This is a genomic window from Ruegeria sp. A3M17, assembly GCF_003318255.1.
In the GTDB taxonomy this organism is placed as follows: Bacteria; Pseudomonadota; Alphaproteobacteria; order Rhodobacterales; family Rhodobacteraceae; genus Ruegeria.
Genome location: NZ_QOCF01000014.1, coordinates 86909 through 109686, shown reverse-complemented (window position 1 = coordinate 109686; position 22778 = coordinate 86909). Strand labels below are relative to the sequence as shown.

General features: G+C 54.6%; 22 protein-coding genes and 1 tRNA gene. 13 read left to right on the top strand and 10 right to left on the bottom strand.

What is annotated here, in order from left to right; all coding sequences use genetic code 11:
• Positions 1-120: 120 nt before the first annotated feature.
• Both DS906_RS07970 and DS906_RS07965 read right to left on the bottom strand, forming a co-directional pair.
• The gene (locus DS906_RS07970; RefSeq protein ID WP_113789676.1) at positions 121-1947 is read right to left on the bottom strand and encodes a BCCT family transporter; all 1827 of its coding nucleotides are present in this window, start codon (positions 1945-1947) and stop codon (positions 121-123) included.
• Between the two features lie 275 nt (positions 1948-2222).
• Positions 2223-2408, bottom strand: a complete 186-nt coding sequence (locus DS906_RS07965) for a hypothetical protein (RefSeq protein WP_113789675.1) — start codon at positions 2406-2408, stop codon at positions 2223-2225.
• Positions 2409-2503: 95 nt separating this feature from the next.
• Between DS906_RS07965 and DS906_RS07960 the strand changes: the two genes are divergently transcribed.
• The 9 genes from DS906_RS07960 (at position 2504) to DS906_RS22040 (ending at position 9781) form a co-directional block, all read left to right on the top strand.
• Positions 2504-3409, top strand: a complete 906-nt coding sequence (locus DS906_RS07960; RefSeq protein ID WP_113789674.1) for a LysR substrate-binding domain-containing protein — start codon at positions 2504-2506, stop codon at positions 3407-3409.
• A 99-nt stretch (positions 3410-3508) separates the two neighbouring features.
• Positions 3509-4663, top strand: coding sequence for an aromatic ring-hydroxylating dioxygenase subunit alpha (locus tag DS906_RS07955; RefSeq protein WP_113789673.1), 1155 nt, complete (start codon positions 3509-3511; stop codon positions 4661-4663).
• A 59-nt stretch (positions 4664-4722) separates the two neighbouring features.
• Positions 4723-4962 carry a hypothetical protein gene (locus DS906_RS07950; RefSeq protein WP_113790012.1) on the top strand — a complete coding sequence of 80 codons (240 nt, stop codon included), beginning with the start codon at positions 4723-4725 and terminating at the stop codon, positions 4960-4962.
• Positions 4963-5072: 110 nt separating this feature from the next.
• Positions 5073-7493, top strand: coding sequence for an FAD-dependent oxidoreductase (locus DS906_RS07945; protein ID WP_113789672.1), 2421 nt, complete (start codon positions 5073-5075; stop codon positions 7491-7493).
• A 120-nt stretch (positions 7494-7613) separates the two neighbouring features.
• Positions 7614-7868 carry an NAD(P)-binding protein gene (locus DS906_RS22475; protein WP_233494727.1) on the top strand — a complete coding sequence of 85 codons (255 nt, stop codon included), beginning with the start codon at positions 7614-7616 and terminating at the stop codon, positions 7866-7868.
• Between the two features lie 96 nt (positions 7869-7964).
• Complete coding sequence (locus DS906_RS22470) at positions 7965-8333, top strand: hypothetical protein (RefSeq protein ID WP_233494726.1); 369 nt, start codon at positions 7965-7967, stop codon at positions 8331-8333.
• Between the two features lies 1 nt (position 8334).
• Positions 8335-9309 (top strand): alpha/beta fold hydrolase, encoded by a 975-nt coding sequence (locus DS906_RS07935; RefSeq protein ID WP_113789671.1) that lies wholly within the window; start codon positions 8335-8337, stop codon positions 9307-9309.
• Positions 9310-9390: 81 nt separating this feature from the next.
• Positions 9391-9467 (top strand) — tRNA-Met (locus tag DS906_RS07930).
• Between the two features lie 131 nt (positions 9468-9598).
• Entirely contained in the window at positions 9599-9781 is a 183-nt protein-coding gene (locus tag DS906_RS22040) for a hypothetical protein (RefSeq protein WP_147235206.1), read from the top strand.
• 378 nt (positions 9782-10159) lie between these two features.
• Here DS906_RS22040 and DS906_RS07925 read toward each other — a convergent pair whose 3' ends face one another.
• Positions 10160-11857 (bottom strand): thiamine pyrophosphate-binding protein, encoded by a 1698-nt coding sequence (locus DS906_RS07925; protein ID WP_113789670.1) that lies wholly within the window; start codon positions 11855-11857, stop codon positions 10160-10162.
• A gap of 136 nt (positions 11858-11993) precedes the next feature.
• Between DS906_RS07925 and DS906_RS07920 the strand changes: the two genes are divergently transcribed.
• Both DS906_RS07920 and DS906_RS07915 read left to right on the top strand, forming a co-directional pair.
• Positions 11994-12896, top strand: a complete 903-nt coding sequence (locus DS906_RS07920; RefSeq protein WP_113789669.1) for a LysR family transcriptional regulator — start codon at positions 11994-11996, stop codon at positions 12894-12896.
• A 363-nt stretch (positions 12897-13259) separates the two neighbouring features.
• Positions 13260-13979 (top strand): NYN domain-containing protein, encoded by a 720-nt coding sequence (locus DS906_RS07915; RefSeq protein ID WP_113789668.1) that lies wholly within the window; start codon positions 13260-13262, stop codon positions 13977-13979.
• A 503-nt stretch (positions 13980-14482) separates the two neighbouring features.
• Here the strand turns inward: DS906_RS07915 and DS906_RS07910 are convergent.
• Complete coding sequence (locus DS906_RS07910; RefSeq protein WP_113789667.1) at positions 14483-15163, bottom strand: recombinase family protein; 681 nt, start codon at positions 15161-15163, stop codon at positions 14483-14485.
• Between the two features lie 270 nt (positions 15164-15433).
• On the opposite strand from DS906_RS07910, the gene DS906_RS07905 reads away from it, so the two are divergent.
• Both DS906_RS07905 and DS906_RS07900 read left to right on the top strand, forming a co-directional pair.
• Positions 15434-16189 (top strand): DUF5131 family protein, encoded by a 756-nt coding sequence (locus tag DS906_RS07905; protein WP_113789666.1) that lies wholly within the window; start codon positions 15434-15436, stop codon positions 16187-16189.
• On the top strand, positions 16132-17100 hold the full coding sequence (locus DS906_RS07900) for a three-Cys-motif partner protein TcmP (protein WP_113789665.1): 969 nt from the start codon (positions 16132-16134) through the stop codon (positions 17098-17100). Before DS906_RS07905 ends, DS906_RS07900 begins: the two co-directional genes overlap by 58 nt.
• A 399-nt stretch (positions 17101-17499) precedes the next feature.
• On the opposite strand, the gene DS906_RS07895 is transcribed toward DS906_RS07900, so the two are convergent.
• The 6 genes from DS906_RS07895 to DS906_RS07870 all read right to left on the bottom strand — a co-directional run bounded on the left by DS906_RS07895 (position 17500) and on the right by DS906_RS07870 (position 22671).
• The gene (locus DS906_RS07895; RefSeq protein ID WP_113789664.1) at positions 17500-19575 is read right to left on the bottom strand and encodes a hypothetical protein; all 2076 of its coding nucleotides are present in this window, start codon (positions 19573-19575) and stop codon (positions 17500-17502) included.
• A gap of 71 nt (positions 19576-19646) precedes the next feature.
• Positions 19647-20126, bottom strand: a complete 480-nt coding sequence (locus tag DS906_RS07890; protein WP_113789663.1) for a hypothetical protein — start codon at positions 20124-20126, stop codon at positions 19647-19649.
• A 489-nt stretch (positions 20127-20615) separates the two neighbouring features.
• Entirely contained in the window at positions 20616-21005 is a 390-nt protein-coding gene (locus tag DS906_RS07885) for a hypothetical protein (RefSeq protein ID WP_113789662.1), read from the bottom strand.
• 241 nt (positions 21006-21246) lie between these two features.
• Complete coding sequence (locus DS906_RS07880; protein ID WP_113789661.1) at positions 21247-21459, bottom strand: hypothetical protein; 213 nt, start codon at positions 21457-21459, stop codon at positions 21247-21249.
• A gap of 250 nt (positions 21460-21709) precedes the next feature.
• The gene (locus DS906_RS07875; protein ID WP_113789660.1) at positions 21710-22183 is read right to left on the bottom strand and encodes a hypothetical protein; all 474 of its coding nucleotides are present in this window, start codon (positions 22181-22183) and stop codon (positions 21710-21712) included.
• Positions 22183-22671, bottom strand: coding sequence for a hypothetical protein (locus tag DS906_RS07870; protein WP_147235204.1), 489 nt, complete (start codon positions 22669-22671; stop codon positions 22183-22185). The genes DS906_RS07875 and DS906_RS07870 overlap by 1 nt, the downstream gene beginning before the upstream one ends.
• Positions 22672-22778: the final 107 nt, after the last annotated feature.

The following is a 22778-nucleotide window of genomic DNA, read 5'->3' as shown; positions in this document are numbered from 1 at the left end:
ATTCGGCGGCGGCGCACCTCACTGATTGCGATATCTGTTTGCAGGAAACGACACGGGCACCCGGAACGAAAAACGCCGCCCCGACTGGGGCGGCGTCTGTTTCAACACTTGGACCGGTGCTTATTCAGCAGCCTGCGTGCTTGTGTCAGCGTGCTTGTCGCGCCGACCGTCACGATAGAGCGCCTTGGTCAGCGAAACCATCATCAGCCCCATAACAACCGTAAAGGGCAGAGCACCGATGATCATCGCATTGCGCAACGCGTCCATCGGGTTGTTTTCACCAGCGGCCAAGATCAGCGCACCGATCACGGCGGTCAGGATAACACCCCAGATGATGCGGTGCTTGATACCGGTTTCCTGGCTGCCACCGGACATGATGGTGTTCATAACCAGAATGCCCGAGTCCGCAGAGGTCACCAGGAAGGTCATGATCAGGATCACGCACATGACGTTCAGCATGGACAGAAGCCCACCGTCGATCATGTAGGACAGCGTCACGAACAGCTTGTTGGTGTTCGACGCACCGATGATCGCGCCTTCAGCTGCACCAGCCAATTCCAGATCAATCGCAGTACCACCCAGAACAGTCATCCAGGCAAAGCAAACCAGCGCCGGCGCCAGTACGCAGCCCAGAATGAACTCACGAACAGACCGACCCTTGGAGATGCGCGCCAGGAACAGGCCCACAAACGGCGAGAACGCAATCCACCAAGCCCAGTAGAAGGTGGTCCAGCCCGACTGCCAGCCAAACTGACGGCCTTGCTCACCTGCGGCGTAAACAGCCGCCAGCGTGTCGTCACTCAACTGAGCGGCAGCACCTTCAAGACCGCTCTTGAAGCCGTCAAAGCTGCCCCATGCGTTGGTTGCGCCACCCACCAGGTCAGCCGCATGCGCCTGCGCTTCAGCAGGCAGAGCCGCTGCAAACGCTTCGGTCGACAACGGACCGTATGCACCAAAGCTCAGCGAGAGAAAGTGCAGAAGGTAGTCAAACAGTGCTGTGCCATAGGTCGTCATAGCGAATACGAAAGAGCCGAAGATCACAAAGGTGCCCAGAAGGATGATCGACAGAACAAGGTTCAGGTTCGACAGGTACTTAACACCACGTCCAACACCTGAGACCGCCGATATGATCGACAGACCCATGATGACAACCAGACCTGCGATCAGACCAACTTTGCTTGGCGTGGGTACTTCACCACCAAAATCCATGATCCATTCCATGCCGGTGATTGCATACAGACCGTCGATGAACTGGCTGACACCAAACCCGATCGTAACGGACACACCCAGGATCGTTGCAACAACGCCCAGAACGTCAACGACGTGGCCGAGAAAACCGTTCATCAGACGACCAAAAAGCGGAGTAAGAGCCGCGCGAATGGTCAGAGGCATGTCACGGGTATAGGCGTAGTAAGCCAGCGACAGGCCGGTCACCACATAAATTGCCCAAGCATGAAAGCCATAATGCAAGAAGGTATACCGATACGCGGATTGAACGGACTCCGGATCATTGCCCGCAACTGCACCGGCCACGACCTCGGGGTTCGATCCCCACAGACCCAACGGTTCAGCGGTGGCAAAAACCATCAGACCGACACCCAGACCCGCTCCGAACATCATCGAGAACCAGGAGAAGTTCGAAAACTCGGGTTTTTCGCCCACAGTTCCCATAACCCGCTTTCCGGTCGACGGAAGGACGGCAACAATGACGAGGAAGATGACAAACAGGCCGACAATGACCACGTAGAAGCTGTTGAAGATTTCCAGCAGCTTTCCATTCCAGCTGCCAAGTGTGCTGTTGGCATTCGCCGGGAAGACAAGTGCCCATAGCACAAGGGCAACCATGATGCCCTTACTGATTAGGGCGATTGGGACGCTGTAATTTTCATAGAATCCGGCATCGGCCGTTTCTATCTCTAGATCCGTAAAGGGTTCGGGTATCGACATGTTGCTCCTCCGTGGTGCTGTATCAATTGCGAAACTGCCTCTGCATTTCACGCAATTCGCCCAATCGCCTCGAACGTTGGGGAAGGTGCTGCAGCAGACGTATCGGCTCTTTCTTGTTTCGTTTCTGTGTATCAGAAATGCGGCACCGCCGCATGGTCTTACGCCTTCTGAGTTGCATTGAATTCAACACACCGTGCAATCAGGCGATACTCGGTCTTACCAACCGGGAATGGGTTCGCGCCTCCTTCACTTCCCCTTTCGACCTTTCCCGTTTGTCAGTTCGGGACATCGTTGTGTCGCAGTACCGTCTTGTGACGTCCGGCAAATTCTCTCGAAAAGCCCGAAAAACACAACGTTTGTTGGTAGAACTGACTATAGTGGCGCTCCGTTCTAAATTCGGCCAGAACCGACGCATTGACGAAAAATGCGACATCCGCCTTTAACTTGAGCCAGAAAAACATCAAATCATCAAAAGCGCTATAGCTTTCACCTTCAAAAAAACTAAAACTGAGTTGATAAAAATTAAACTAAACCGAAAAACGATTCACCAGCTTCCATGTCCAGACGCCACTACAACCTGCCGCCGCTGACAACCTTGTCCGCTTTTGAGGCCGCCGCCCGCCACCTGAGCTTCAAGAACGCCGCCGTTGAACTGTCCGTCACACCTGGTGCGGTCAGCCACCAGATCAAGGCGCTAGAAGGCGATCTGGACACACCGTTGTTTCAACGCAAGCATCGCGGCGTTGATCTTACCGAGGATGGCAAGGCGCTTTATGACGCGCTGTCCACGTCCTTCGGGCGCATCTCGAAAACGCTGAGCATGATCCGCGACCGGTCCACGGCCGGAAAGGTGACCGTGGGATCGACAACAGCGGTTGCCGCGTTGTGGTTGTCTCCGGCTGTCATTCGGTTCTGGCGGGACATGCCCGAAGTCAATGTTGATCAACTGTCACAGGATCGCCCCTTTCGCGATCGGCCTGACGTCGACTTTTTCATTCGCTATGGGCGGGACAGCGATCCCAACCTGTCACACACTCCGCTCTTTCGCGACCAGCTAGTCCCGGTCGGAAGCCCAGAGATGGCAAAAAGGCTTGCAGATGCCGATCTTGAGGATCTGACTTCTGAACGGCTGATCCATCTGGAGTCAGAAGACCGCACCTGGACCACCTGGCCCGAATGGTTCCAGCAGTTGGGATACAATGGCACAGTGCCCATTGAATCCCGCGTCAACAGCTATTCAGTCGCGCTGCAGCTTGCGCGCAAGGGTGCCGGGCTGGCGCTGGGTTGGCAGCGGCTGATCCAACCCATGCTGCAATCAGGCAAACTGGTTCCTATCGGCACACATCAAGTGCCCGCTCCGAACCAGTTTTATTTGGTCGGGCGCCCGGATGAAGAACTCTCAGACAGTGCCCGCGCCCTGAAAAACTGGATCGTTCAAGAGGTACAGGAAGGTTCGGTTTAGGTGAGATCACTCTCTGATGAGCTTTTCTGATATTGAGACCAACAGGTTCAATCCGCCAATAGGGATTAATAGCATCCAGCAAAACCTCAGGAGAGCCCGATGAACAAGCATAGCGCGCTGTCTTCCGTTCTGGCCGATGTAAACGTCGCAAATGGCCTGCCGAACGAACATTACATCGATCCGACCGTTTTCGACGAAGAAAAGCGTTCTGTGCTGTATGCCAACTGGTCCGGGATCGGCTTCGGCAAGGATGTTCCGGAAGAAGGCGATGCAAAACCAGTCGATTTTCTGGGCATGCCGCTGCTGATTGTCCGGGACAAAGACGGCGAGGTTGGCGTTTTCCAAAACACCTGCCGCCACCGCGGGATGATCCTGGTGGACACGCCGCGCAAAATCGGCGGCGCAATCCGCTGCCCCTATCACAGCTGGTGCTACAGCCTGAAAGGCGAGCTGCGCGCAACCCCGCATGTGGGTGGTCCCGGCCAGAACAAGCACGAAGACGTCAATCGCGAAGACCTGGGTCTCATCCGCGTGCGGTCCTACGTCTGGCGCGACGTGATCTTTGTGAATGTTGACGGCACATCGCCGGAATTCGAAGAGGTTCACGGCGCCCTGCTGGACCGTTGGGAGGAGTTTGATAAACCCGTCTTTCACGGCGGTGAAACCTCGTCGTTCAAGCTGGAGGTCAAAACCAACTGGAAACTGGCGGTCGAGAATTATTGCGAAAGCTATCACCTGCCGTGGGTACATCCCGGTCTGAACAGCTATTCCCGGCTGGAGGATCACTATAACATCGAGGTACGCGGCCAGTATTCCGGACAAGGCACTATGGTCTATCGCCAGTTGACAGATCAGGATGGCGCGACTTTTCCGGACTTCGACGAGCTAAGCGACAAATGGGACGAAGGCGCAGAGTACATAGCGCTGTACCCGAACGTTCTGTTGGGCGTTCAGCGCGACCATGCTTTCGCCATCGTGTTGGAGCCGGTCGATCAGGAAAACACGGTAGAACATATCGAATTATATTACGCAAAAAGCATCGAAGACACGCCCCAACATGACGGGCTGCGTGCCTCAAACGCGCAGCTGTGGAAAACCGTGTTCGAAGAGGATGTCTTTGTGGTCGAAGGCATGCAAAAGGGCCGACATGGAATGCTATTCGATGGCGGTCGGTTCTCGCCCGCGATGGATGGCCCGACACATAACTTCCACCATTGGGTCGCGACGCAAATTGAAAACGGCCGCGCGGAATAACCCTTTTGGATTGGTCAGCCGCCGGTTGGCTGACCGGTCGCCCGAAGACGGGGACGCCCATGGACAAACACGAACTGGATCGCCTTTTACTGGACGCACATGATTGCAATGATCATGCCGATCTAATCCGCTTATACACCCTGGCTGCAGATGAGCGCGAAGCGGCGCATGACATCGACGCGGCCTGTTTCTACCTGACGCATGCCTTTGTTTTCGCACTGGAATCCGGCGCGCCCGAGGCTGACGCGCTGAACCAGCGGCTGGTCGCATATGACCGCGCGCAAAAGCTGGATTTCTGAGTTTAGCCTCAGATTAGACCGGCTCAACCCAACATGAAATTTATATCCGTTGCCGGTGCCTTCCCGATGATGACACATGGCTGCGGAACCAACTTTGATACGGCAGGCTCATGAAAACGAATGCACAGGCGGTGGTGATTGGCGGCGGGGTGATCGGGTGCTCGATCCTTTACCATTTGACCAAATTGGGATGGTCGGACGTGATCCTGCTGGAACGGGATGAGCTGACGTCAGGCTCGACCTGGCATGCGGCGGCAAACATCCACGGGCTGCATGACAGCACCAATATAAGCCGCATCCAGCACTATACGATGAACCTGTACAAAGAGCTTGAGGCCGAAACTGGCCAAAGCTGTGGCGTGTTCCAGCCCGGCTCACTGTATCTCGCTCAAACCGAAGAACGCGAACATCAACTGAAGCTGCAAGCCGCTAAGGCCAAGCTTTACGGCATGAACTTTTACGAGATCAGCATCGAAGAGGCCCAGCGTCTGAACCCGCTGGTCAACTACGATGGCATCCGCTGCGTGATGTACGAACCAGACGGCGGCAATGTGGATCCTTCGGGCGTCACAAACGCCTATGCGGTGGGCGCCCGGCAACGCGGAGCCGAGATCCATCGCTTTACCCCCGTCACGGCGACTGACCAGCAGCAAGATGGCACCTGGATCGTACGAACACCCAAAGGCGACATCTGCACCCCTTGGGTCGTGAACGCCGCCGGTTTGTGGGGGCGCGAAGTGGCCAAGCTGGCCGGGATCGACCTGCCGCTGCAACCGACCGAGCACCAGTATTTTGTGACCGAGACCATGGCGGACGTAGCCGCGCATGGCACCCGCCTGCCATCGGTCAGTGACCGTGATGGAGAGTATTATCTGCGGCAGGAAGGTCAGGGACTACTGGTCGGTGCCTATGAGAAAGACATGAAATTCTGGGCCGAGGACGGAACACCTCTGGACTTTGCGCATGACCTGTTCCCCGACGATCTGGAACGGATCGAAGAGAACATGATGAACGCCGTCGACCGTCTGCCCGCCGTGGGAGAAGCCGGGATCAAACGGGTTATCAACGGGCCAATGATCTGGTCGCCCGACAGCAACGTGCTTATGGGCCCGGTGCCCGAGATCGACGGGTATTTCTGTTGCAACGGCATCATCCCCGGCTTTTCGCAATCCGGTGGCATGGGCCTGATGGCGGCGCAATGGATCATCGAGGGCGAAACGCAGTACGACATGTTCGCCTGGGATATGGCCCGGTTCGATGGCTGGGCGACGAAAGAGTTCACCATGGCCCGCGTTCAGGACCAGTATGCCCACCGGTTCGCGATCCACTTCCCGAACGAGGAACGCAGCGCTGGCCGACCAGCGCGCACGCGCCCCATCTATGACACCCAAACTCAAATGGGCGCGGTGTTCGGCCTGAACGCAGGGTGGGAGCACCCCTTATGGTTCGCGGATACGCCGGGAACCAAAGACACCAATGGCTTTACCCGTCAGAACTGGTGGGGACCCGTGGGTGAGGAATGTCAGATGCTGCGTGAGCGCGCGGGGATCATCGATATCTCGAACTTTGCCAAATATGTCTGCAAGGGACCGGGGGCCGAGGACTGGCTGAATGCTGTTTTCACCAACACCATGCCCAAATCGGTTGGCAGGTCCTGTCTGACGTCTCTGATCTCGAAACGCGGGGGCATCGCCGGGGACTTCACTGTAACCCGTGTGGCCGATGACGAGTTTTGGATCATCGGATCCGGAATGGCCGAGCGGTATCACAAACGGTTCTTCAAACGAGTCCCCCTGCCCGATGGCACCACATTCGAAAGCCGAACCGAGGCCGTGTGCGGGTTCAACGTCGCTGGCCCAAAATCGCGCGAGTTATTGCAGCGCCTGACCAATACCTCGCTGGCCACCGAGGATTTCCCCTTCATGCGATCCGCCAAAATCGAACTGGCCGGATTCGAAGTACTGGCCCTACGGGTCTCGTTCACGGGTGATCTGGGGTGGGAGGTTCACTGTGCCACCGAAGATCAGGCCCGCCTGTATGACGCCCTGCTTCTGGTCGGTCAGGAGTTTGGCGCAGGCCCAGTGGGAAGCCGAGCACTGATGTCGTTGCGGGTCGAAAAAGGATATGGCTCGTGGAGCCGCGAATACAGCCCCGAATACTGGCCGCATGAGGTTGGGCTGGGCCGTTTGTGCAAGTTCGGCAAAGACTTCCTGAACAAGAATGCCGCCGAGGTCGTTTTGGCCAAGCCCGCCCGCGAACAGTTGGTCCTTCTACATCTGGATGAGGCTGACACGACCGCATCGAACGCCGACGCGACCGGAGGCGAGCCGATCTCTAAAGACGGACGGGGCATCGGTCGCGTGACCTCTGGGGCCTATGGCTATTCGGTCGGCATGTCATTGGCGCTCGGTTTTGTGACTGGTGCCAAACCGGGGGAAGAGGTCGAGGTGATGGTGCTGGGACAACCGCACAAGGCAACTATTTTGTCCGAACCGCCCTTTGATCCAAAGGGCAAAATCCTGCGCGGGTAAGGGAACCGTGAACAGCCCCTGACCCAACGGGAGGCTATTCACATATATATCAGCGCCTATAGCCTGACCCAACCATAACGGTCGTTTTGGGAGGGACAGCGCATAGAAAATCTCACGGATATGCTGATCGTCGGTGCCGGGGTTTACGGCTTGATCATGGCGATTGAGGCCCGCAAACGCGGCATCAAAGACAATGCGATCCTTGAAAAGGCAGATGAGATCGGCGGGACATGGCCTGAAAACACCTACCCTGGTGTTGCTTGCGATATCCCCTCGCACCTCTACTCCATGGCAACGCATCTGAAGGTATCGCATCAATTGAGGGCGATCAGATCATTTCATCTGATGGAGGCCGAACAAAGGCCGACGTTCTGATATGGGGCACCGGGTTTCATGTCACAGATGTCGTTGACCGCCATGAAATAACAGGGGCCGATGGCCTGACATTGCGCCTGGCCCGGGGCGGACGGGATGAAAGCGCATCTGGGCAACACCATCGCCGGATTCCCGAATTTCTTCATCCTGCTCGGGCCACACTCTGGCCTCGGCCACAACTCAGTCGTTCCGATGATCAAAGCACAGGTTCGCCACATCGGCCGGGTGCTGGACCAGATGGGTCGCGAAGGATTGCAAGTCATAACGCCCCGCCCGGAAAACCAAGAAGCCTTCGAACGGGAAATGCGCCAACAGCAGATAGGCGGGTGCGCCTCAGGGTATCAGGATGCGCAAGGCCGGAACACGACGCTTTGGCCCGGGACCGTTTCCGAGTATGAAAAGCGTATGGCGCAATCCGGGCTGGAACAGTACCGCCCTACCCTTTCCTCAGGCGGAGAGAGATGAGATGACCACTATCATAGTTATCGTCCTTCTGGTCGGCGGCTTCTTTGTCGGTATGAACCTTTGGACCCGGCAACTGACCCAACAAGGGTTGGAACGAGTCCCGCAACTTGGGCAGATTGTCCCGGTGCGAGGCGGCAGCATTCATTACGTGGAAAAGGGCGACCCCGCCAAGCAGACAGTCGTCATGATCCACGGGCTTGCGGGGCAGCTGCAGCATTTCACCTATTCTCTGATGGACCTGTTGACGGATAACTATCACGTCATCGCAGTCGACCGCCCTGGCTGCGGATACTCAACCCGCGATAGCGCCGATCTTGGGCACCTGCCCGAACAGGCCCGCATGATTCAAGAGTTTCTGGACACCAAAGGCATTTCCAACGCCGTTCTGGTCGGGCACTCATTGGGCGGGGCCGTATCGCTGGCCATGGCGCTGGAACACCCAGAGAAAACCAAGGCGCTCGCTTTGCTCGCCCCGTTGACACAAAAGCTGCCGGCAACGCCCCAAGTCTTCAAGCCACTGGAAATACGCACCGAGTGGTTGCGCAATTTTATCGGCAACACGATCGCCGTTCCGATATCAGCCAAGACCGCCCCGCATACATTGGGGGTGGTTTTCGGTCCTGAACCCGCGCCCGACGACTTTCTGGACCGCGCTGGCGGCGCGCTGGGATTGCGCCCTTCGGCCTTCATAACCGCGTCGCAGGATATTGTCGGGGTGGATGAAAGTATCGAAACTCAGGTAGACCGCCATACCGACCTGTCCGTACCCGGAGGCATTCTGTACGGGGCACAAGACACCATTCTTTCGCCTACCGCCAACGGTGCCCCCATGACCCGGTTCGGACTGAGCGACGAACAGATCGAGGGGGCGGGCCATATGATCCCGATCACCGCACCCGACGCCTGCGCGGCCTTCATTCGTAGAATTGCTGATACTGCAGGGGGCGCCGCACAACAGGCAACCAAAGCAGATTGATCGGGGCAAAAATAATCTCCGTAAGGCGGTGTTTCCCCCTTGACCCTTTCCGGCCCCTCGCTTAAATCGCCTCTCACTCATGGCGGAGTAGCTCAGTTGGTTAGAGCAGCGGAATCATAATCCGCGTGTCGGGGGTTCAAGTCCCTCCTCCGCTACCATCCCTTCCCAAGAAGATTACCCTAATAAAACAAAGACATTACCAAGATTCGAGGATTCGACTCATCGTGACTCGTAGAGGTACTACTGCACCCTGTGATGCTTGGAATTTTGGGTTTTCGCACATGTAAGAGTGGAAAAAGAGTGGAAAAACGGGGCGGCCGATGACGGTGAAGCGACTCAGCCAGTGTCCGCGTTAGCGGCATTGGTTGTCGTTTTCTTCTTGCAGTCCTTCATCAGCGGCACGTTTGATCGGATTTACCTGCACAGCCAGCCTGCGCCGACTGCGGATATCGTCAATGAGTGGCTTGTGTAGCGTGGCGGCAACTTTCGGACAATTTGGGGCGATTTTCCAAACAAGATGACGCGACATTTCGGTGAGTTGGCCACTAAGCCGACCTTCGCCGCGTCTGCAGCACCGAGTACCACGAACGACTGCAATGCGCAGTTAGCGAACTTTGCAAAGTCTCGCGGACGGCCCATTCCGGACATTCGTAGGCAACCCAGCTAACGGCGGCTTTGAGTCCAAGGCAAACTCGGTCGTGCGTCATCTTTTTGCGAATGAACCGCTGGCCACTTTGACACAGAGCAACCATTAGTAGCTTTCGCACCGCACCTGAATGGGCTTGCCCAAGGACTGAAAGAACCAAGGGCCGTCCAACCCCTGGTTTTCAGATTTCAATATCAGTGGCGATTAGTGACGCAGGGCTTCACTGAATTTGACGTTGAATGAAGCGCTGTCCCAGGGGTCGAGCATGATGCGTACGATGTTGACACCTTTGGGCTCGCTCAGTTGCTCCAGTACGTCGGCCATCTCTTTTTCGGTGCGTGCAACGTAGCCTTTTGTGTTCACACCCTTGACGCCGCCAAACGCGGACCCGAGATCCTCGTAATTCCAGACAGGTGTGTTGTTGTAGCTGCGTTCCTTGCCCGGATAGATCTGGCGTTCGGCACCATAGCCGCTGTTGTCGAGGACAAAGATAACCGTATCGATGTCGTATTTGATCAGCGTGGAAACTTCCTGGGCAGTCATGTGGAACGCGCCGTCACCTGTGATCGCATATGTCCGCCGACCCTCGGCTTCCTTGGCAAATACACCGCCAGTGAACATTCCGAAGCCTGCGCCCAGTGATCCCCAGTTGCCGACACCGTAGATGTCCATGCCGACGGGGAATTCTGCCTGCGACCCGTTGATGTAGCCACCGGTGTCGCCGTAAAAGACATCGCCCTCTTTCGCGTAGTTTGCGAACTGCACGAACAGCCGGTCAATGCTCAGAGGCGCCACAGTTGGTTCGAAGGCATCTGAGCGTTGGAAGCAGAAACGGCGGTCATCCTGGCTCACCATCAACTCACCGACCTCAACGGATTGGATCGCGCTGATTAAGGCCGGTAAAAAGTCCCGCAGATAGACCTTGTCGAACACCGTGCCATCAACTGTCACCTGATCGAACTCGACCCAGATGTTATGCTGATCAGTACCCATCTTGCCGGTAAAGACACCGGTGTCGAACTCATTGAACGACATCCCCAGTGCAATGGATACATCGGCGTTTTCAACCGCATTGCGCGTGGCATCATTCGACATTGCCCCCATGTAGAGGCCGACGGCATTGGGATGGCCTTCAAAGTCCGAGATCTTGCCGACAAAGGTCGTCGCCACTCCGGCATTCAATCCTTCGACAAGAACTTTTGCGGGTTCAATCAGCTTTTCACGTTGTAGCAAATGGCCTGTTACAACTGTGCGGGTATGGCTCTCTTTCAGTACAGCCACGGCAGCGGTTACGGCTGCTTTCAACCCGTCATCCGACGATAGGTGCATCATCAGATCCAGCGCTTGGTTGGCAACCGGGATTTGCGCGGTCTGGATGTCGTAAGGTATCTCCAGATAGATTGGCTTTTTCGATTGATAGGACAGACGCAAGATATCATCGATTTCCTGTGCGGCGGTTGCTGCAGACATCAAACGGTGTGCAGCAACGGTGATAGGTGCAAAGGCCTTGAGGTAAGCATCGAAGTCCTGGCCCATTACGTGGTGCAACTTCCGGCGCGATGGGGTTGTGATCACTTCGACACTGGGTGCGCCGGCAATGACGATCATGGGGGTGTCATCAGCATAAGCTCCGCCGACTGCGTTTGCAGTGCTGAGCGATCCAACCCCGAATGTGACGGCCATTGCGCCAAAGCCGGAAAGCTTGGCATAGCCGTCGGCTGCATAGGCCCCATTCAGTTCGTTGCACACCAAAACGTGCTTGGAGTTGTGATCACCGTCGATCAGTTCGTCGAACAGCGGCAGGACATAATCGCCTGGGATACCAAATACGTGGTTGGCACCCAGTTCGGCCATGCGGTTGAAGAGGTAAGTCGAAACGGTTGTGGTTACTTGAGTAGTCATTGTCTTGTCTCCGAGGGTTGATGCGCTGGCTCTTTGCTTGCGTCTTGATTTAAAATAGGGTTCATTTTGGAGCTAATATAGCCGTAGAATTGACCTCATAGGGATCAAATATGGACCCTCAAAGGAGTTCCGATTGATGGCCAAACCTGAACTGGAAGATCTGCGCCTGTTCCTGATCGTGGTGGATCACGGATCAATTGCAACAGCAGCGCGAGTTGATGGCATACCCAAACCCAGCCTCAGCCGCCGAATGGCCAATCTGGAAGCGGCCGTCGGAGAGAAGCTATTTGATCGCGGCGCCAACCGACTTTCCCTGACCCCACGTGGTGACGAGTTGAATACGCGCCTTCGGCCAGCAATGCAAAGTGTTGTGCAAGCCTTGAGTGAACTGGACGATTGGCATTCAGACTACGCAGGACACCTGACCATGCACGTTCCCGCCAGCTTGTTGCAAATGGGTGTACGTCAAACCATCAGCGCCTTTTTGGAGGCGCACCCAAATACGCAATTTGATTTGGCGCTCAACAATCAACCCATCCAACGCCTGGACACCGATACACATTTGGCCTTGGTGATAGGCGGGCTGCCCGACAGTGACCTGATCGCTGCTCGAGTGGGGCAGACACGCCGTATCCTTGTCGCCTCACCAGAATACCTGGAAACTCACTCCGAGATTGCACATCCCGACCAACTCCACGACCATATTGTGATCTCTCCCGGTCCACATGTGCCACTCACTTTGCGTCATGAGGACGGTAAGAATTGGATCCAATCGTTTGAACCTCAATTTGCAATTGATGATGCCCGTGATGTCACCAATGAAGCCATCGCCGGCCGCGGTGTGGCCATTTCCACAACAATAGCCACCACTGAGGAATTGGAAAAAGGCGGTCTGGTTCAGTTGCTTCAAGACTGGCAAGAACAGCCACTGCCAATTTCCATCCTTTATCGCGACAACCGTTTGCAATCGCGACTGGAAAGAGACTTCATCAAAGTCCTACGTGCCGAACTGAATAGAACATTGTCAGATCATCGCTGAATCTGATGTTATAAAAGTAGGAGCTTTTAATATTATTCGCATGACGCCAGTTAAGGCCCCAAGCTGACCTAGCTACAAAGTGCAGCGAACGACTGGTTTCCGCCCGAGGTGTAGAACAGTCATGTCTGCTTTGGGCTGTGACTGACGTGCTGCGGCAGCAATGTGGGCTACCCTGGGCAACGGCGGCAGTGGGCTCATACTACCAATTCGGGCTTGTCGCAGAGAAGGGCAGATGCGAGCCTATCGCTGACCGCTAAGTAAACTCCAGGTCTCTGTTTTTGTGAGTGTTCTGGTTTTCGTGTCGGCAGTTCGATAAGTAGCGACAAGTTAAGACAAGAGTAGACAAAACATGGTGCCAACCAGATGACCGAACGTGCTCAACCGTTATTGGCGACGCTGATTGATGCCGACAACGTACCAGCCAAATTTGCGGAAGCAATTCTCAAGGAGGTCGCTTCAATAGGCGAACCCGCGCTTAGACGAGTTTATGGCGATTGGACCAGTAGTCGGCTGAAAGGTTGGTCCGAGGTAATCCTATCGCTGGGTCTTGTTGCACACCAGCAGACCGCCAATACGTCGGGTAAGAACGCATCCGATATTGGTCTTGTGATAGATGCGATGGACATCCTACATGGAGGTCGGTTCGACGGGTTTGTCTTGGTTTCTTCCGACAGTGATTTCACCAGTTTAGCCAATCGTCTCAGAGAGGATGGCTTAATGGTGATTGGCATCGGAGAGAAAAAAACTCCGGAGCCACTTCGGAACGTGTGCAACCGGTTCATTTTTATTGAAAACCTTGTAGCAGACGAAGGCGAAGCCAAGAAACTGGCTTCTGCAAAGGAGCAGCCCCAAAAAGCTGCAAAGTTACTCTTGGATGCTATGGCTCGTATCCAACAAGATGACGAGTGGTTTCACCTTGGGCAACTTGGCCAGTCAGTAGTCGCTGCACATCCAGATTTTGATGCTCGGACCTACGGAAAGGGAAAACTGAGCGATCTTGTAGCTGCGATCAAAGGCTTCGAAACGAAGAGACAGGGCAACAGCCTCTTCGTTCGTTACGTCCAGCCAAGGGCAAAGTCCTGAGAATATCCACTTACCTTCAACCTGACTGACCGTTTTGTCCCGCTCACCTGTCTTTGCTCACAGGCGACCCCAATGACCGGTTTGCGCGGTTCGTGATGCGCTGCACTAGCAAAGGACTGAGGTGTAGTTAGTGTCAGCAAAGGGTTCAAATCCCTAAAAAGTGGGCCGAGACGGGCCACTCAATATGTGAACTAAATTTCAGGGAAATTTGGAAATTATTGAGGCCATATCGCGATCCGAACGAAGCATGAGCCGGAAGCCGTGGGACCCCTATTTGTGAACCTCGCTGCAACCCGTTGTTGTAAACAATTTTTGGCGAGGACTCCTAGGGTATGTGCGTGGTCGCTGGCACGAGTCATGGGGGTATACAGATACCCCCGAGATGGGTCCCTATTTTTCTTTTATTTACAATATGTTACGATGCATTTAGGTGTTGCGGGATCAATGGGATTTGTCACCGATTTCAAGCCGCTAACGCGGCAACGCACCGCAATTATGCGTTGTTAAGATACCTGAGCCAATCGTTGCCGCAGACGTGCCACGGTGTTGGGGTGCCATTGCCCACCACGGGCAGTCTTGATGCCACGTTTATTCAACTCGTCAGCCTGTTCCCGCAAGGTGCCAAAACCCTTTCCATTGAGGTCTTCCAGCACGTCTGCAAGATCATGCGCCCGCGCGTTAGCGCGTTCCCTTTGAACTGCGCAGGCAGCACCATTGCCCTTGCCTGCACGACGCAGGGCGGCTGCGCCATTGGGGTTGCCGAACTTCTGCCCACGAGCCTTTGCAGCCTGCATGGCTGCGCGCGTTCTGTCACCGATCATGCGGGACTCGGCTTGTGCTATCACGCTCATGATTCCAACTGTCAGGGCATTAGCATCGGGCATGTCGCAACACACGAAATCGACGCCGGAGTCTTGTAATTTAAGTAGAAACGCAGCGTTTCGGCTCAGTCGGTCCAGCTTGGCTATAACCAGCTTGGCCCCCATGACACGAGCCATTTTGAGGGCCTTTTCAAGCTCAGGGCGGGCGTTGTTTCTACCGGACTCTACCTCTTGGAACTCAGCCACTGTCACCGCGTTAGCAGCCTTGGCGTAGGCAGCAATAGCGACCTGCTGAGCTTCCAGCCCTAGGCCGCTACGCCCCTGCTTATCGGTCGATACCCGGATATATGCGACGATCTTCACGGCAATGCCTCCAAATTACATCGGGCCTAAGGCTCCCTACGCAAGTTGTATCAGTCGAGAGGCATGATTCGCGAGTCTTTTCAATGTATTAGAGGGAAACGGATTGTTTCTGGATGGGTATATTTGACCATTTTTGCCGGTTAATAATGGGTCAATATATATGACCTTTTTGGTATGCGGGTGAGATGTCGAGGGCGACTGAATTGAGTTCTTGGAGGTTGAGTCGCCTGTTGATAACCTGTGGAAAAACTAAAAACAGGCGCGAGCGATATGGCACAAAAAACGCAGATCGAATGGACCGACGCGACGTGGAACCCGGTAACGGGATGCACGAAGATTGGGCCGGGATGTGACAACTGCTATGCGGAGCGGTTCGCGGAACGGTGGCGGGGGATCAAGGATCACCCATATGAGCAAGGTTTTGATCTACGCCTTTGGCCTAACCGGCTGGCACAGCCCGCGCTTTGGAAGAAACCGCGCATGATCTTCGTAAATAGCATGAGCGATCTCTTTCACAAGAAAGTGCCGCGCGCTTATGTTGACCGTGTTTTCGAAGCCATGGAGACGGTGGATTGGCACGTCTATCAAGTCTTGACCAAGCGCAGTTCGCTAATGCGAAACTATGTGCGGCAGAGATACGGTGACGGGGATGTACCGCCACACATTTGGCTCGGCGTTTCGGTGGAAGACGGCGACCACAAGAGCCGAATTGATCACCTTCGGCAAGTTCGATCACAGGCGCGGTTTATTTCTTTTGAACCGCTGCTTGGTCCAGTCGGTAGCGTGAGCTTAGATGGAATTGCATGGGCGATTGTTGGCGGCGAAAGCGGTCCCAGAGCACGCCCAATGGAAGGGGCGTGGGCGACTGAAATCCGTCATTCTTGCGATCAGTCGGGGACCGCGTTCTTCTTCAAGCAGTGGGGAGGGCCAAGACCAAAGTCCGGCGGTCGAATGCTGGATGGGGAAGAATGGAACGGCTTCCCAACCCATGTTGTTCCCAAACGGATTCTAGAAACCCTGATATGAAGAAAGACCACAAAGAAAACGTTGTTGGGCCATGGGCCGAAGAGAAACTCGATCTTCTAGAAAAGTACCTCAAAGCATATAACACCGCCCTCAAAAATCAGCCTTTCAGACGGGTCTACATTGATGGGTTTTCCGGTGCCCCAGTCTGCAAACTAAGAAGCAAAACTGCACACGATAGCGCACCCAGTGCGTTTCTTGGAGATGAGGAAGCTGCGGAAGCGCAGGGGCGCTTCATCTCTGGCTCACCTCTTCGGGCAATTGGCTGTGATCCGGGGTTTCATATGCTTCGCTTCATTGATTTGGATGAGACTCGCAGCGCTACCTTGGCTGAACTTGCAAGCGACGATCCAAGGATAAAGGTTAAAACCGGAGACTGTAATCCAGCCTTGCAGGAACTCGCGCAGGGATTTGACGCGTGGGATTTGCGTGGTGTTGCGTTTCTAGACCCCTACGGTGCCCATCTACATTGGGAGACTCTGGTTGCCTTGGCAGAGACAGACAAGATCGAGGTCATAGTCAACTTTCCTGCGGCCATGGCGATTAACAGGCAGATCACGCGTGATGGAGATATACCTGACAACTGGGCTGCGCAGTTGGACGCTTGCTTCGGAACAAATGAATGGCGAGACATCGCGTATGTTGTTGAGGAAGACTTGTTCGGAAACGAGATCGTCAGCAAGCAAGGCGGCATGCCCGAAAAGCTCTTGGACCTTTACCTTGGTCGGCTGAAAGAAGTGTTCCCTTATGTCGCCGCGCCGCGCCTCATCCGCAATACACGCGGTGTCGGCCTTTACTATCTGCTATGGGCTGGACCGAATGCGCAGGGGTATAAAATCGCAAATGACATCTTCAAGCGTTACAACACGGTTCCGGGCCGCAAGGGGCAGCGGGGTCGGGGTGGACGGGCTTGAGCTTTTCAGATCAAAAACGGTCCAAATACGGTCTCAAATACGGTCAAGAAAACGAAGCGTTTTCAGATATTTAGCCCCCATTACCGTATTTGACGTGAACTTCGACACCGAAGCGACCTACTGGAATCGCTTATATGGACGGTAGGGCTGTTTGACATGTAGTTCAGGATAGGAATTAGATACGGTAAATACGGTTTTTAACTTAAGTGATTGAAATTAATTGGATTTAGTGACCGTATTAGGACCGTATTAGGGCCGTATTAACGGGGCTGACGCCCCTCGCCAACCAATGGGCGACCGCATGAAACGCAAAGGGCCGCTAAACGCGGCCCCGTAGCGCGACAGCAACTAAGCCGTCATTGCTGCCTGATTGCAGTTTTAAGCAGATGGTGCAATCGATCATCCATAATTGGCTACCCTCTTCGTCTGGCGTTCATCTCCAATACGCCGCCTGCCTTTGATCCGCGTCAGCGGTTTCACGTTATCACCCTTAGAAGCTTCTTCGACACCGCGCACCTCAACGGGTTCCAGATACCAAGGGTATCCCCCCTTGCCACGCTTGTCTGATTGCAGAAGCTTGGCGCTACCATTGTCGCCCAGATCAAAGATACGCTCTTGCATTCCGGTCAATGCCTTTCCGAGTGCACGGGGGTTATACTCGAATTGCCCGCCGTCCCGAATTCGGGGTACGTCCAATCCAATTTCTTGATCTTGAGCGATATCCGCAAGATCGCGTGCTTCAATCTTACCGGCAAGACCAGTCCCTCGCCCGTCTGCCCACTTTTCGAACAACTCGCGCCAACCATCCTCCTCAGAATCCTTAGCCACCTTGGCAAGCTTTTCACGGTTGCTCTGCCAACTAGTCCAATTGGGTGACGCGGTTTCGAGAATGCCGCCGATCACATTACGGTAGCTCTCAAAGCGCCCGATCACTGGTGGATGCTTCGGTTTCGGCTGATCTTTGTTCAGCCAGTGCTGTACCAGTACCAACAAAGAACTGAGGATGCGCCCCCGGTTCTCACGGGCGTAGGTGGACAGATCATCATGCTTCCAGCCAGTGCGGGTTTCAGGTGACGCGGTCTGGGGCAACAATTCCAAGAGGCTGAGTCGTTGCACCAGCTCATCACTGAAAGGCGGGCGATTGCCGACAAGCAAAAACGAAGACCGCACCCTAATGCTGCGTTCTGTGCTGACGCCGAGTTCCCGGTCGATGTAGACGCCCTCAGTGAAAAGCGTTGCAAGCGTCGGTGAATCTATGGTGCGCCCTGTGGGAAGGTTGTCCCATGCGATGACGCTTGAACCTGATCTGAGCGCGGCCAGAATTGCCTTTCGCCTCTCGTCTTCATTTTTGGCAAGCGGACGCATCCCAGCGGTGCCGCGAATGACCGTCAGCATGACACTTGCCAACAAGCCGCCACCAGCACGCCGTGCGGTCTTCGAAATCAACAACGGCATTACTGGCCCGTCAATCATGGGGCGCACGATCTGTTCCAGCATGAAGCCAACGGCAGACAAAAACGATGGTGGGACAGCGGTTTTACCTTCGCCGGTACCCCATTTCTTGACGCGCGTACTGCGCCGGACAGCTTTTTCCAGTTCGACACGGCTAACGCCGTCCATCTCAAAATCGCAAAGAATGTCCAGCAGTGTTTCACGAGCTTCTGCAAGAAGCTCTTCGGTGATTTGGCGTGGCGGGGGCGATACGTTCAAACCGTCCGGGGGCGCGTAGTAGTATCCTGAATTATGGTATCCCGGTGTGATGATCAGTTCGCCGTCGGCAGTAAACATGGGCGCAGTGACAACAGCGCGCAGTTCAGGGACCGGCTTTTCGGCATGGGCAAATACCTGACTAACAACGTCCTTAGGTGCGCTGACACTCCGAAATGCCGTCCCGTCCCCGACGCGCTTTCGCCAGGACGTGACCAAGTTCAATCGAGCCGCGAATGTGTCACGATCCAAGTTCACAATCCTGGCTGCCTGCTCTTCGCCGAGATGTTGAATTTCAACCCAGTTCCCATCATGTTGGAACAAATGGGGATTCCACAGATTGTCGCGTTCGATAGACGTCAGTGCATAATTGCAGAGGGTGAGAAAATCGTCTTCCTCAATAACATTGGTGTCGTCGCCCTTGGCTGCTGACCGCTTTTTAGCGTCAAGGATTACTTCAACTGCGCCCCGCACATTCCTAAGATAGGGCATATCCAATGCGGGCCAGCGCGCCTTCATAGTGGTCATGAAATTGCGGATAACCATCTCGCCTTCGCCGCTACGGATCAACCCAGCAAGCATCAGTGCCAAATCCAACGTCTGGGGTGTCACCTTCCATTGCTGTTCCATCGTATCCGCGTAACTGAGCGGCTCACATTTCTGAATCTTCTTCTGATCATCCGTCAATTCATGAAGAACTTTCTGCGCGCCATCCGACATGCGCGTTTTCCCGATGATCGTTACGTTAGTGCTCTTGGCCTCTGCCATGTTGCCTCCTATTTTCAGTTGCCGTTGTTTTAGGTGCTCCCTGACGGGAGCATCACCAATTCATGTCGCCGCTAAAGCGTGCCTTGCTTTTCTCGCGCCTCGCTCAAACTCAGCGAGCATTCAGCGACAGGGAACTTATGACGAGCCTCAAAAATGTAATGATCCACCGCCCAGCGAATACGCCCAACAATCTCTTCCGGAGTGGCTGACGGACACATGTAGAACCCGCGCGCGCCAAGCATCCTGACTACCGCAACCGGGTCGGTATAAATGTCCTTCAGAAGAACGCTGGATTGCGCGTCAGCGTCAGTATCCCCGACCACGATATTCTCAATCGGGACGTAGCAAAGAACGACTGATGCACTCCTTGAGATGGAAGCGTCATCGTCGACATCTTCCAACCGCTCAATACTGAACGCGGAACATGAACCACGTTCGATCTTAAGTGGCCCACCGTTCTCGGGATCATAGAACGTCAGAATACCGCCCCGGTTCACAGAGCCGTCGAGCCACAATTCGTCCGGCTGGCATTTGGCGCACAAACACTGCACTACGCCACCTCCGAATTAAGCGAATTAAGCGATCTCAATTCATCGCAAAGAGCCTGCAATTCCGCTCTACTGGCCGCACTCCTTTCACGTTCAGTCACCTCTTTTATCTCGTTTCCAATTACACAAATACGTGCTGCCATTTCTTCATTCACTCCGTATCTCCAATGTAGCTTTAAGGCCCGCATCGTTGCGAACACCACCTAGTTAGAAGTGGGAAGAAACACATGCAACCCTATGTAAATGTGCCATTTTCAGTGACAAAATTTACTGTTTCTGAAGGAGAAACGTCGCGACCCAAATTAGTCACATCAACTGAATTTCTGTGTAACTTGAAGTGAAATTACTATGTTGCAAATCACCGATATCGGCTGGATTCCATTGCGCATTGTTTCGGAAGTTCTTGCACGATGTGCGGAAACTTTTTTTGGTCATTCGCGGAAATTCAGAGTAATAAGTGGGGGTTTTTTACTTGAAGTTATATTTCCAATGTTACGGAAATACACGCCAGTCGCCCAGATCACCGATTTTGACAACCGGACACGAATCGCTGCTGCTATAAATACCGCTTCGTGTCTCTCTTGAACCCAGAAGTTCCAGCGCATGTCGGGCTTCGGTCAAGTCGGTATCTGCCGCCTCACAAATCTCTTTCAGCGATACCGCAAAGTTGAGACCGTGCCCCAAATCAATCAAGCGCGTGTCGATTGCATCAGCCAAAATCAGCGCCGACGCGTAGTCGTCTTGATCAAGGTGTGTGGACAGCCACGCACGACGCTCCAGCATCCTGTCGCGCATGCTCTGTTGTTCGTTGGAAATGTTCAGGGCGTCGATTTGGGCAAGGTACATTCGCGCCTTTTCAACATCGGTAAGATCGATGGTCATTCTATTTCTCAATGTATGGGAGTTGCGTGGTGCACCCGCCCGATCCGGGGCGACCGGGCGGGGCATGATGTGCGCGACAGCTTGGGAGGCCTAGCGCGCTTCGTCTGGAAATTCGTGGGCAAGCTGGGCGGCTATGGCCCTCTCGATTGCACCGATGTTTGCTCGGAATGCCTCATAGGAGCCGCTGGCCAACCGCGCGGCGTTCCACAGGGACAGACGCCGGTAAAAACGGGCGCTAGCCCTACGCAGCGCGCTGGCGTTCGGCAAGGATCGCCGCTGCCTGCGCTTGCAATTTTTCTTCTTCATCCTGTTTTTCCTGTTCGGTCATTTGTTCCCTAATCGAGGCTACAGAATTCCAGCGCTCATCACGGAGCCGTTTGGATTCGATCTGAAATTCCGAAAGTTTCGGCGGCAACGGACCACCTCCGAACAAGCTGTGTTCAGCGGGGATCATCAGTGCCGCCTTTCTTCGAGATGCTCTGAACGAGCGGCTGCACTAAGAATCCGGTTCCTTCGCTGCCTTTCTTCAGTTGTCAGATTGTCCCCGCTGTGCGGGGTGATGCGCACCACCAAAGCGTTGTACTCCGCTGCGCTGATAGTGCTGCAATCCAACCGACAATAGTAGTTGCTGCCGACGCGAACAAAGTGCTGGGCAACCGGTCCACCGGATGCACGTACTATCGATTCAATTTGTGCAAGAGCCGTCATTTGATCAGCCCCCATGCTCGTCCTTTGCTAAGGCGCTCGGTCGGCGGCAAGGTGAGGAGGCGTTTAAGCAAAACGGCTTCGTCGGCGATGCTAGAAGGCTCAGTCGCAGGCGCTGCACCAGTGAGACCGAGTTCCCTTGCTTTGCTCATACGTTCGGTCGGAGAGAGTCGGTTCAACTCGGCGTGGGCCTCTTCTTCACCTGATTCCAACGCTTCACGCATTTCATTTTTGCGTACTTGCTCTAGAGCGGCTTCAAGCTGCTTTATTTCGTCCAAATAGGATTCAGAAAGCGCCGCATCTGTAAGAGTTGCAATACGCGCTGAGGGCATCGCCACGACATCTACGCGGCTCAGCTCTACGCCCAGCAAGCGCGAAGCGTCTGACATGATCTTGTCACTGACTGCTTCCCAGCGGGCTTTCAATTTGTCGTCAGAGGCCACAATGCCCCGGAAGTTTTCACCGTCATCCATTATGCGGCCTCCTTTTCATTCAAGTTTTCATATCGTGCGTTCGTAATTGCGTACGGCACAGCCCATTGCTCAAACGGCGGCAACGCATCCCCGTCACCAAGTACGGTCCATTTCAAAACCGGGTCCGTCAGGATCAGTTTCAGGCGCAAGGCCTCAAGGTGCTCAAAGAGCACGGAGGACTGGACAGACGCGGCCAGCGCGTTGGTAAACGCCACTCGCGCCCCAAACAGGCGTTCAACCTGTCCACCCTTCAACCACCCTTCGAGACGGCGTGCGCGAGGCACGGCATTGTCACCTACCCAAAGCTCTTCACCGTCGTCATCGGCCAGCTCAAAGAGTGCTGGAACGTGTTGCCGTTCCTTTGGTTTGATTGTCGGCAATACGTCCGCTAGGCGATAAAGCCGCGCACCATTTTGTCCGTGGGAATATTCGAGGCCACGCACTCGGGTAGTAATAGTGTTCTGAGACCGCCCGAGTGCGTTGACCATGTCGGATTGACATACAGTCAGCACTTTTTAACCTACTCACAAATAGAGATTATTTTTCTTCCGGCATTCCTGCCTTTATAGATTAAAGCTATCATATTTTTGGGATT

Bases quoted from the DNA above. Each gene is read 5' to 3' on its own strand.
- DS906_RS07970 (WP_113789676.1), bottom strand. From the start codon at position 1,947: ATGTCGATACCCGAACCCTTTACGGATCTAGAGATAGAAACGGCCGAT.
- DS906_RS07965 (WP_113789675.1), bottom strand. From the start codon at position 2,408: ATGTTTTTCTGGCTCAAGTTAAAGGCGGATGTCGCATTTTTCGTCAAT.
- DS906_RS07960 (WP_113789674.1), top strand. From the start codon at position 2,504: ATGTCCAGACGCCACTACAACCTGCCGCCGCTGACAACCTTGTCCGCT.
- DS906_RS07955 (WP_113789673.1), top strand. From the start codon at position 3,509: ATGAACAAGCATAGCGCGCTGTCTTCCGTTCTGGCCGATGTAAACGTC.
- DS906_RS07950 (WP_113790012.1), top strand. From the start codon at position 4,723: ATGGACAAACACGAACTGGATCGCCTTTTACTGGACGCACATGATTGC.
- DS906_RS07945 (WP_113789672.1), top strand. From the start codon at position 5,073: ATGAAAACGAATGCACAGGCGGTGGTGATTGGCGGCGGGGTGATCGGG.
- DS906_RS22475 (WP_233494727.1), top strand. From the start codon at position 7,614: ATGCTGATCGTCGGTGCCGGGGTTTACGGCTTGATCATGGCGATTGAG.
- DS906_RS22470 (WP_233494726.1), top strand. From the start codon at position 7,965: ATGAAAGCGCATCTGGGCAACACCATCGCCGGATTCCCGAATTTCTTC.
- DS906_RS07935 (WP_113789671.1), top strand. From the start codon at position 8,335: ATGACCACTATCATAGTTATCGTCCTTCTGGTCGGCGGCTTCTTTGTC.
- DS906_RS07925 (WP_113789670.1), bottom strand. From the start codon at position 11,857: ATGACTACTCAAGTAACCACAACCGTTTCGACTTACCTCTTCAACCGC.
- DS906_RS07920 (WP_113789669.1), top strand. From the start codon at position 11,994: ATGGCCAAACCTGAACTGGAAGATCTGCGCCTGTTCCTGATCGTGGTG.
- DS906_RS07915 (WP_113789668.1), top strand. From the start codon at position 13,260: ATGACCGAACGTGCTCAACCGTTATTGGCGACGCTGATTGATGCCGAC.
- DS906_RS07905 (WP_113789666.1), top strand. From the start codon at position 15,434: ATGGCACAAAAAACGCAGATCGAATGGACCGACGCGACGTGGAACCCG.
- DS906_RS07900 (WP_113789665.1), top strand. From the start codon at position 16,132: ATGGAACGGCTTCCCAACCCATGTTGTTCCCAAACGGATTCTAGAAAC.
- DS906_RS07895 (WP_113789664.1), bottom strand. From the start codon at position 19,575: ATGGCAGAGGCCAAGAGCACTAACGTAACGATCATCGGGAAAACGCGC.
- DS906_RS07885 (WP_113789662.1), bottom strand. From the start codon at position 21,005: ATGACCATCGATCTTACCGATGTTGAAAAGGCGCGAATGTACCTTGCC.
- DS906_RS07880 (WP_113789661.1), bottom strand. From the start codon at position 21,459: ATGATCCCCGCTGAACACAGCTTGTTCGGAGGTGGTCCGTTGCCGCCG.
- DS906_RS07875 (WP_113789660.1), bottom strand. From the start codon at position 22,183: ATGGATGACGGTGAAAACTTCCGGGGCATTGTGGCCTCTGACGACAAA.
- DS906_RS07870 (WP_147235204.1), bottom strand. From the start codon at position 22,671: ATGGTCAACGCACTCGGGCGGTCTCAGAACACTATTACTACCCGAGTG.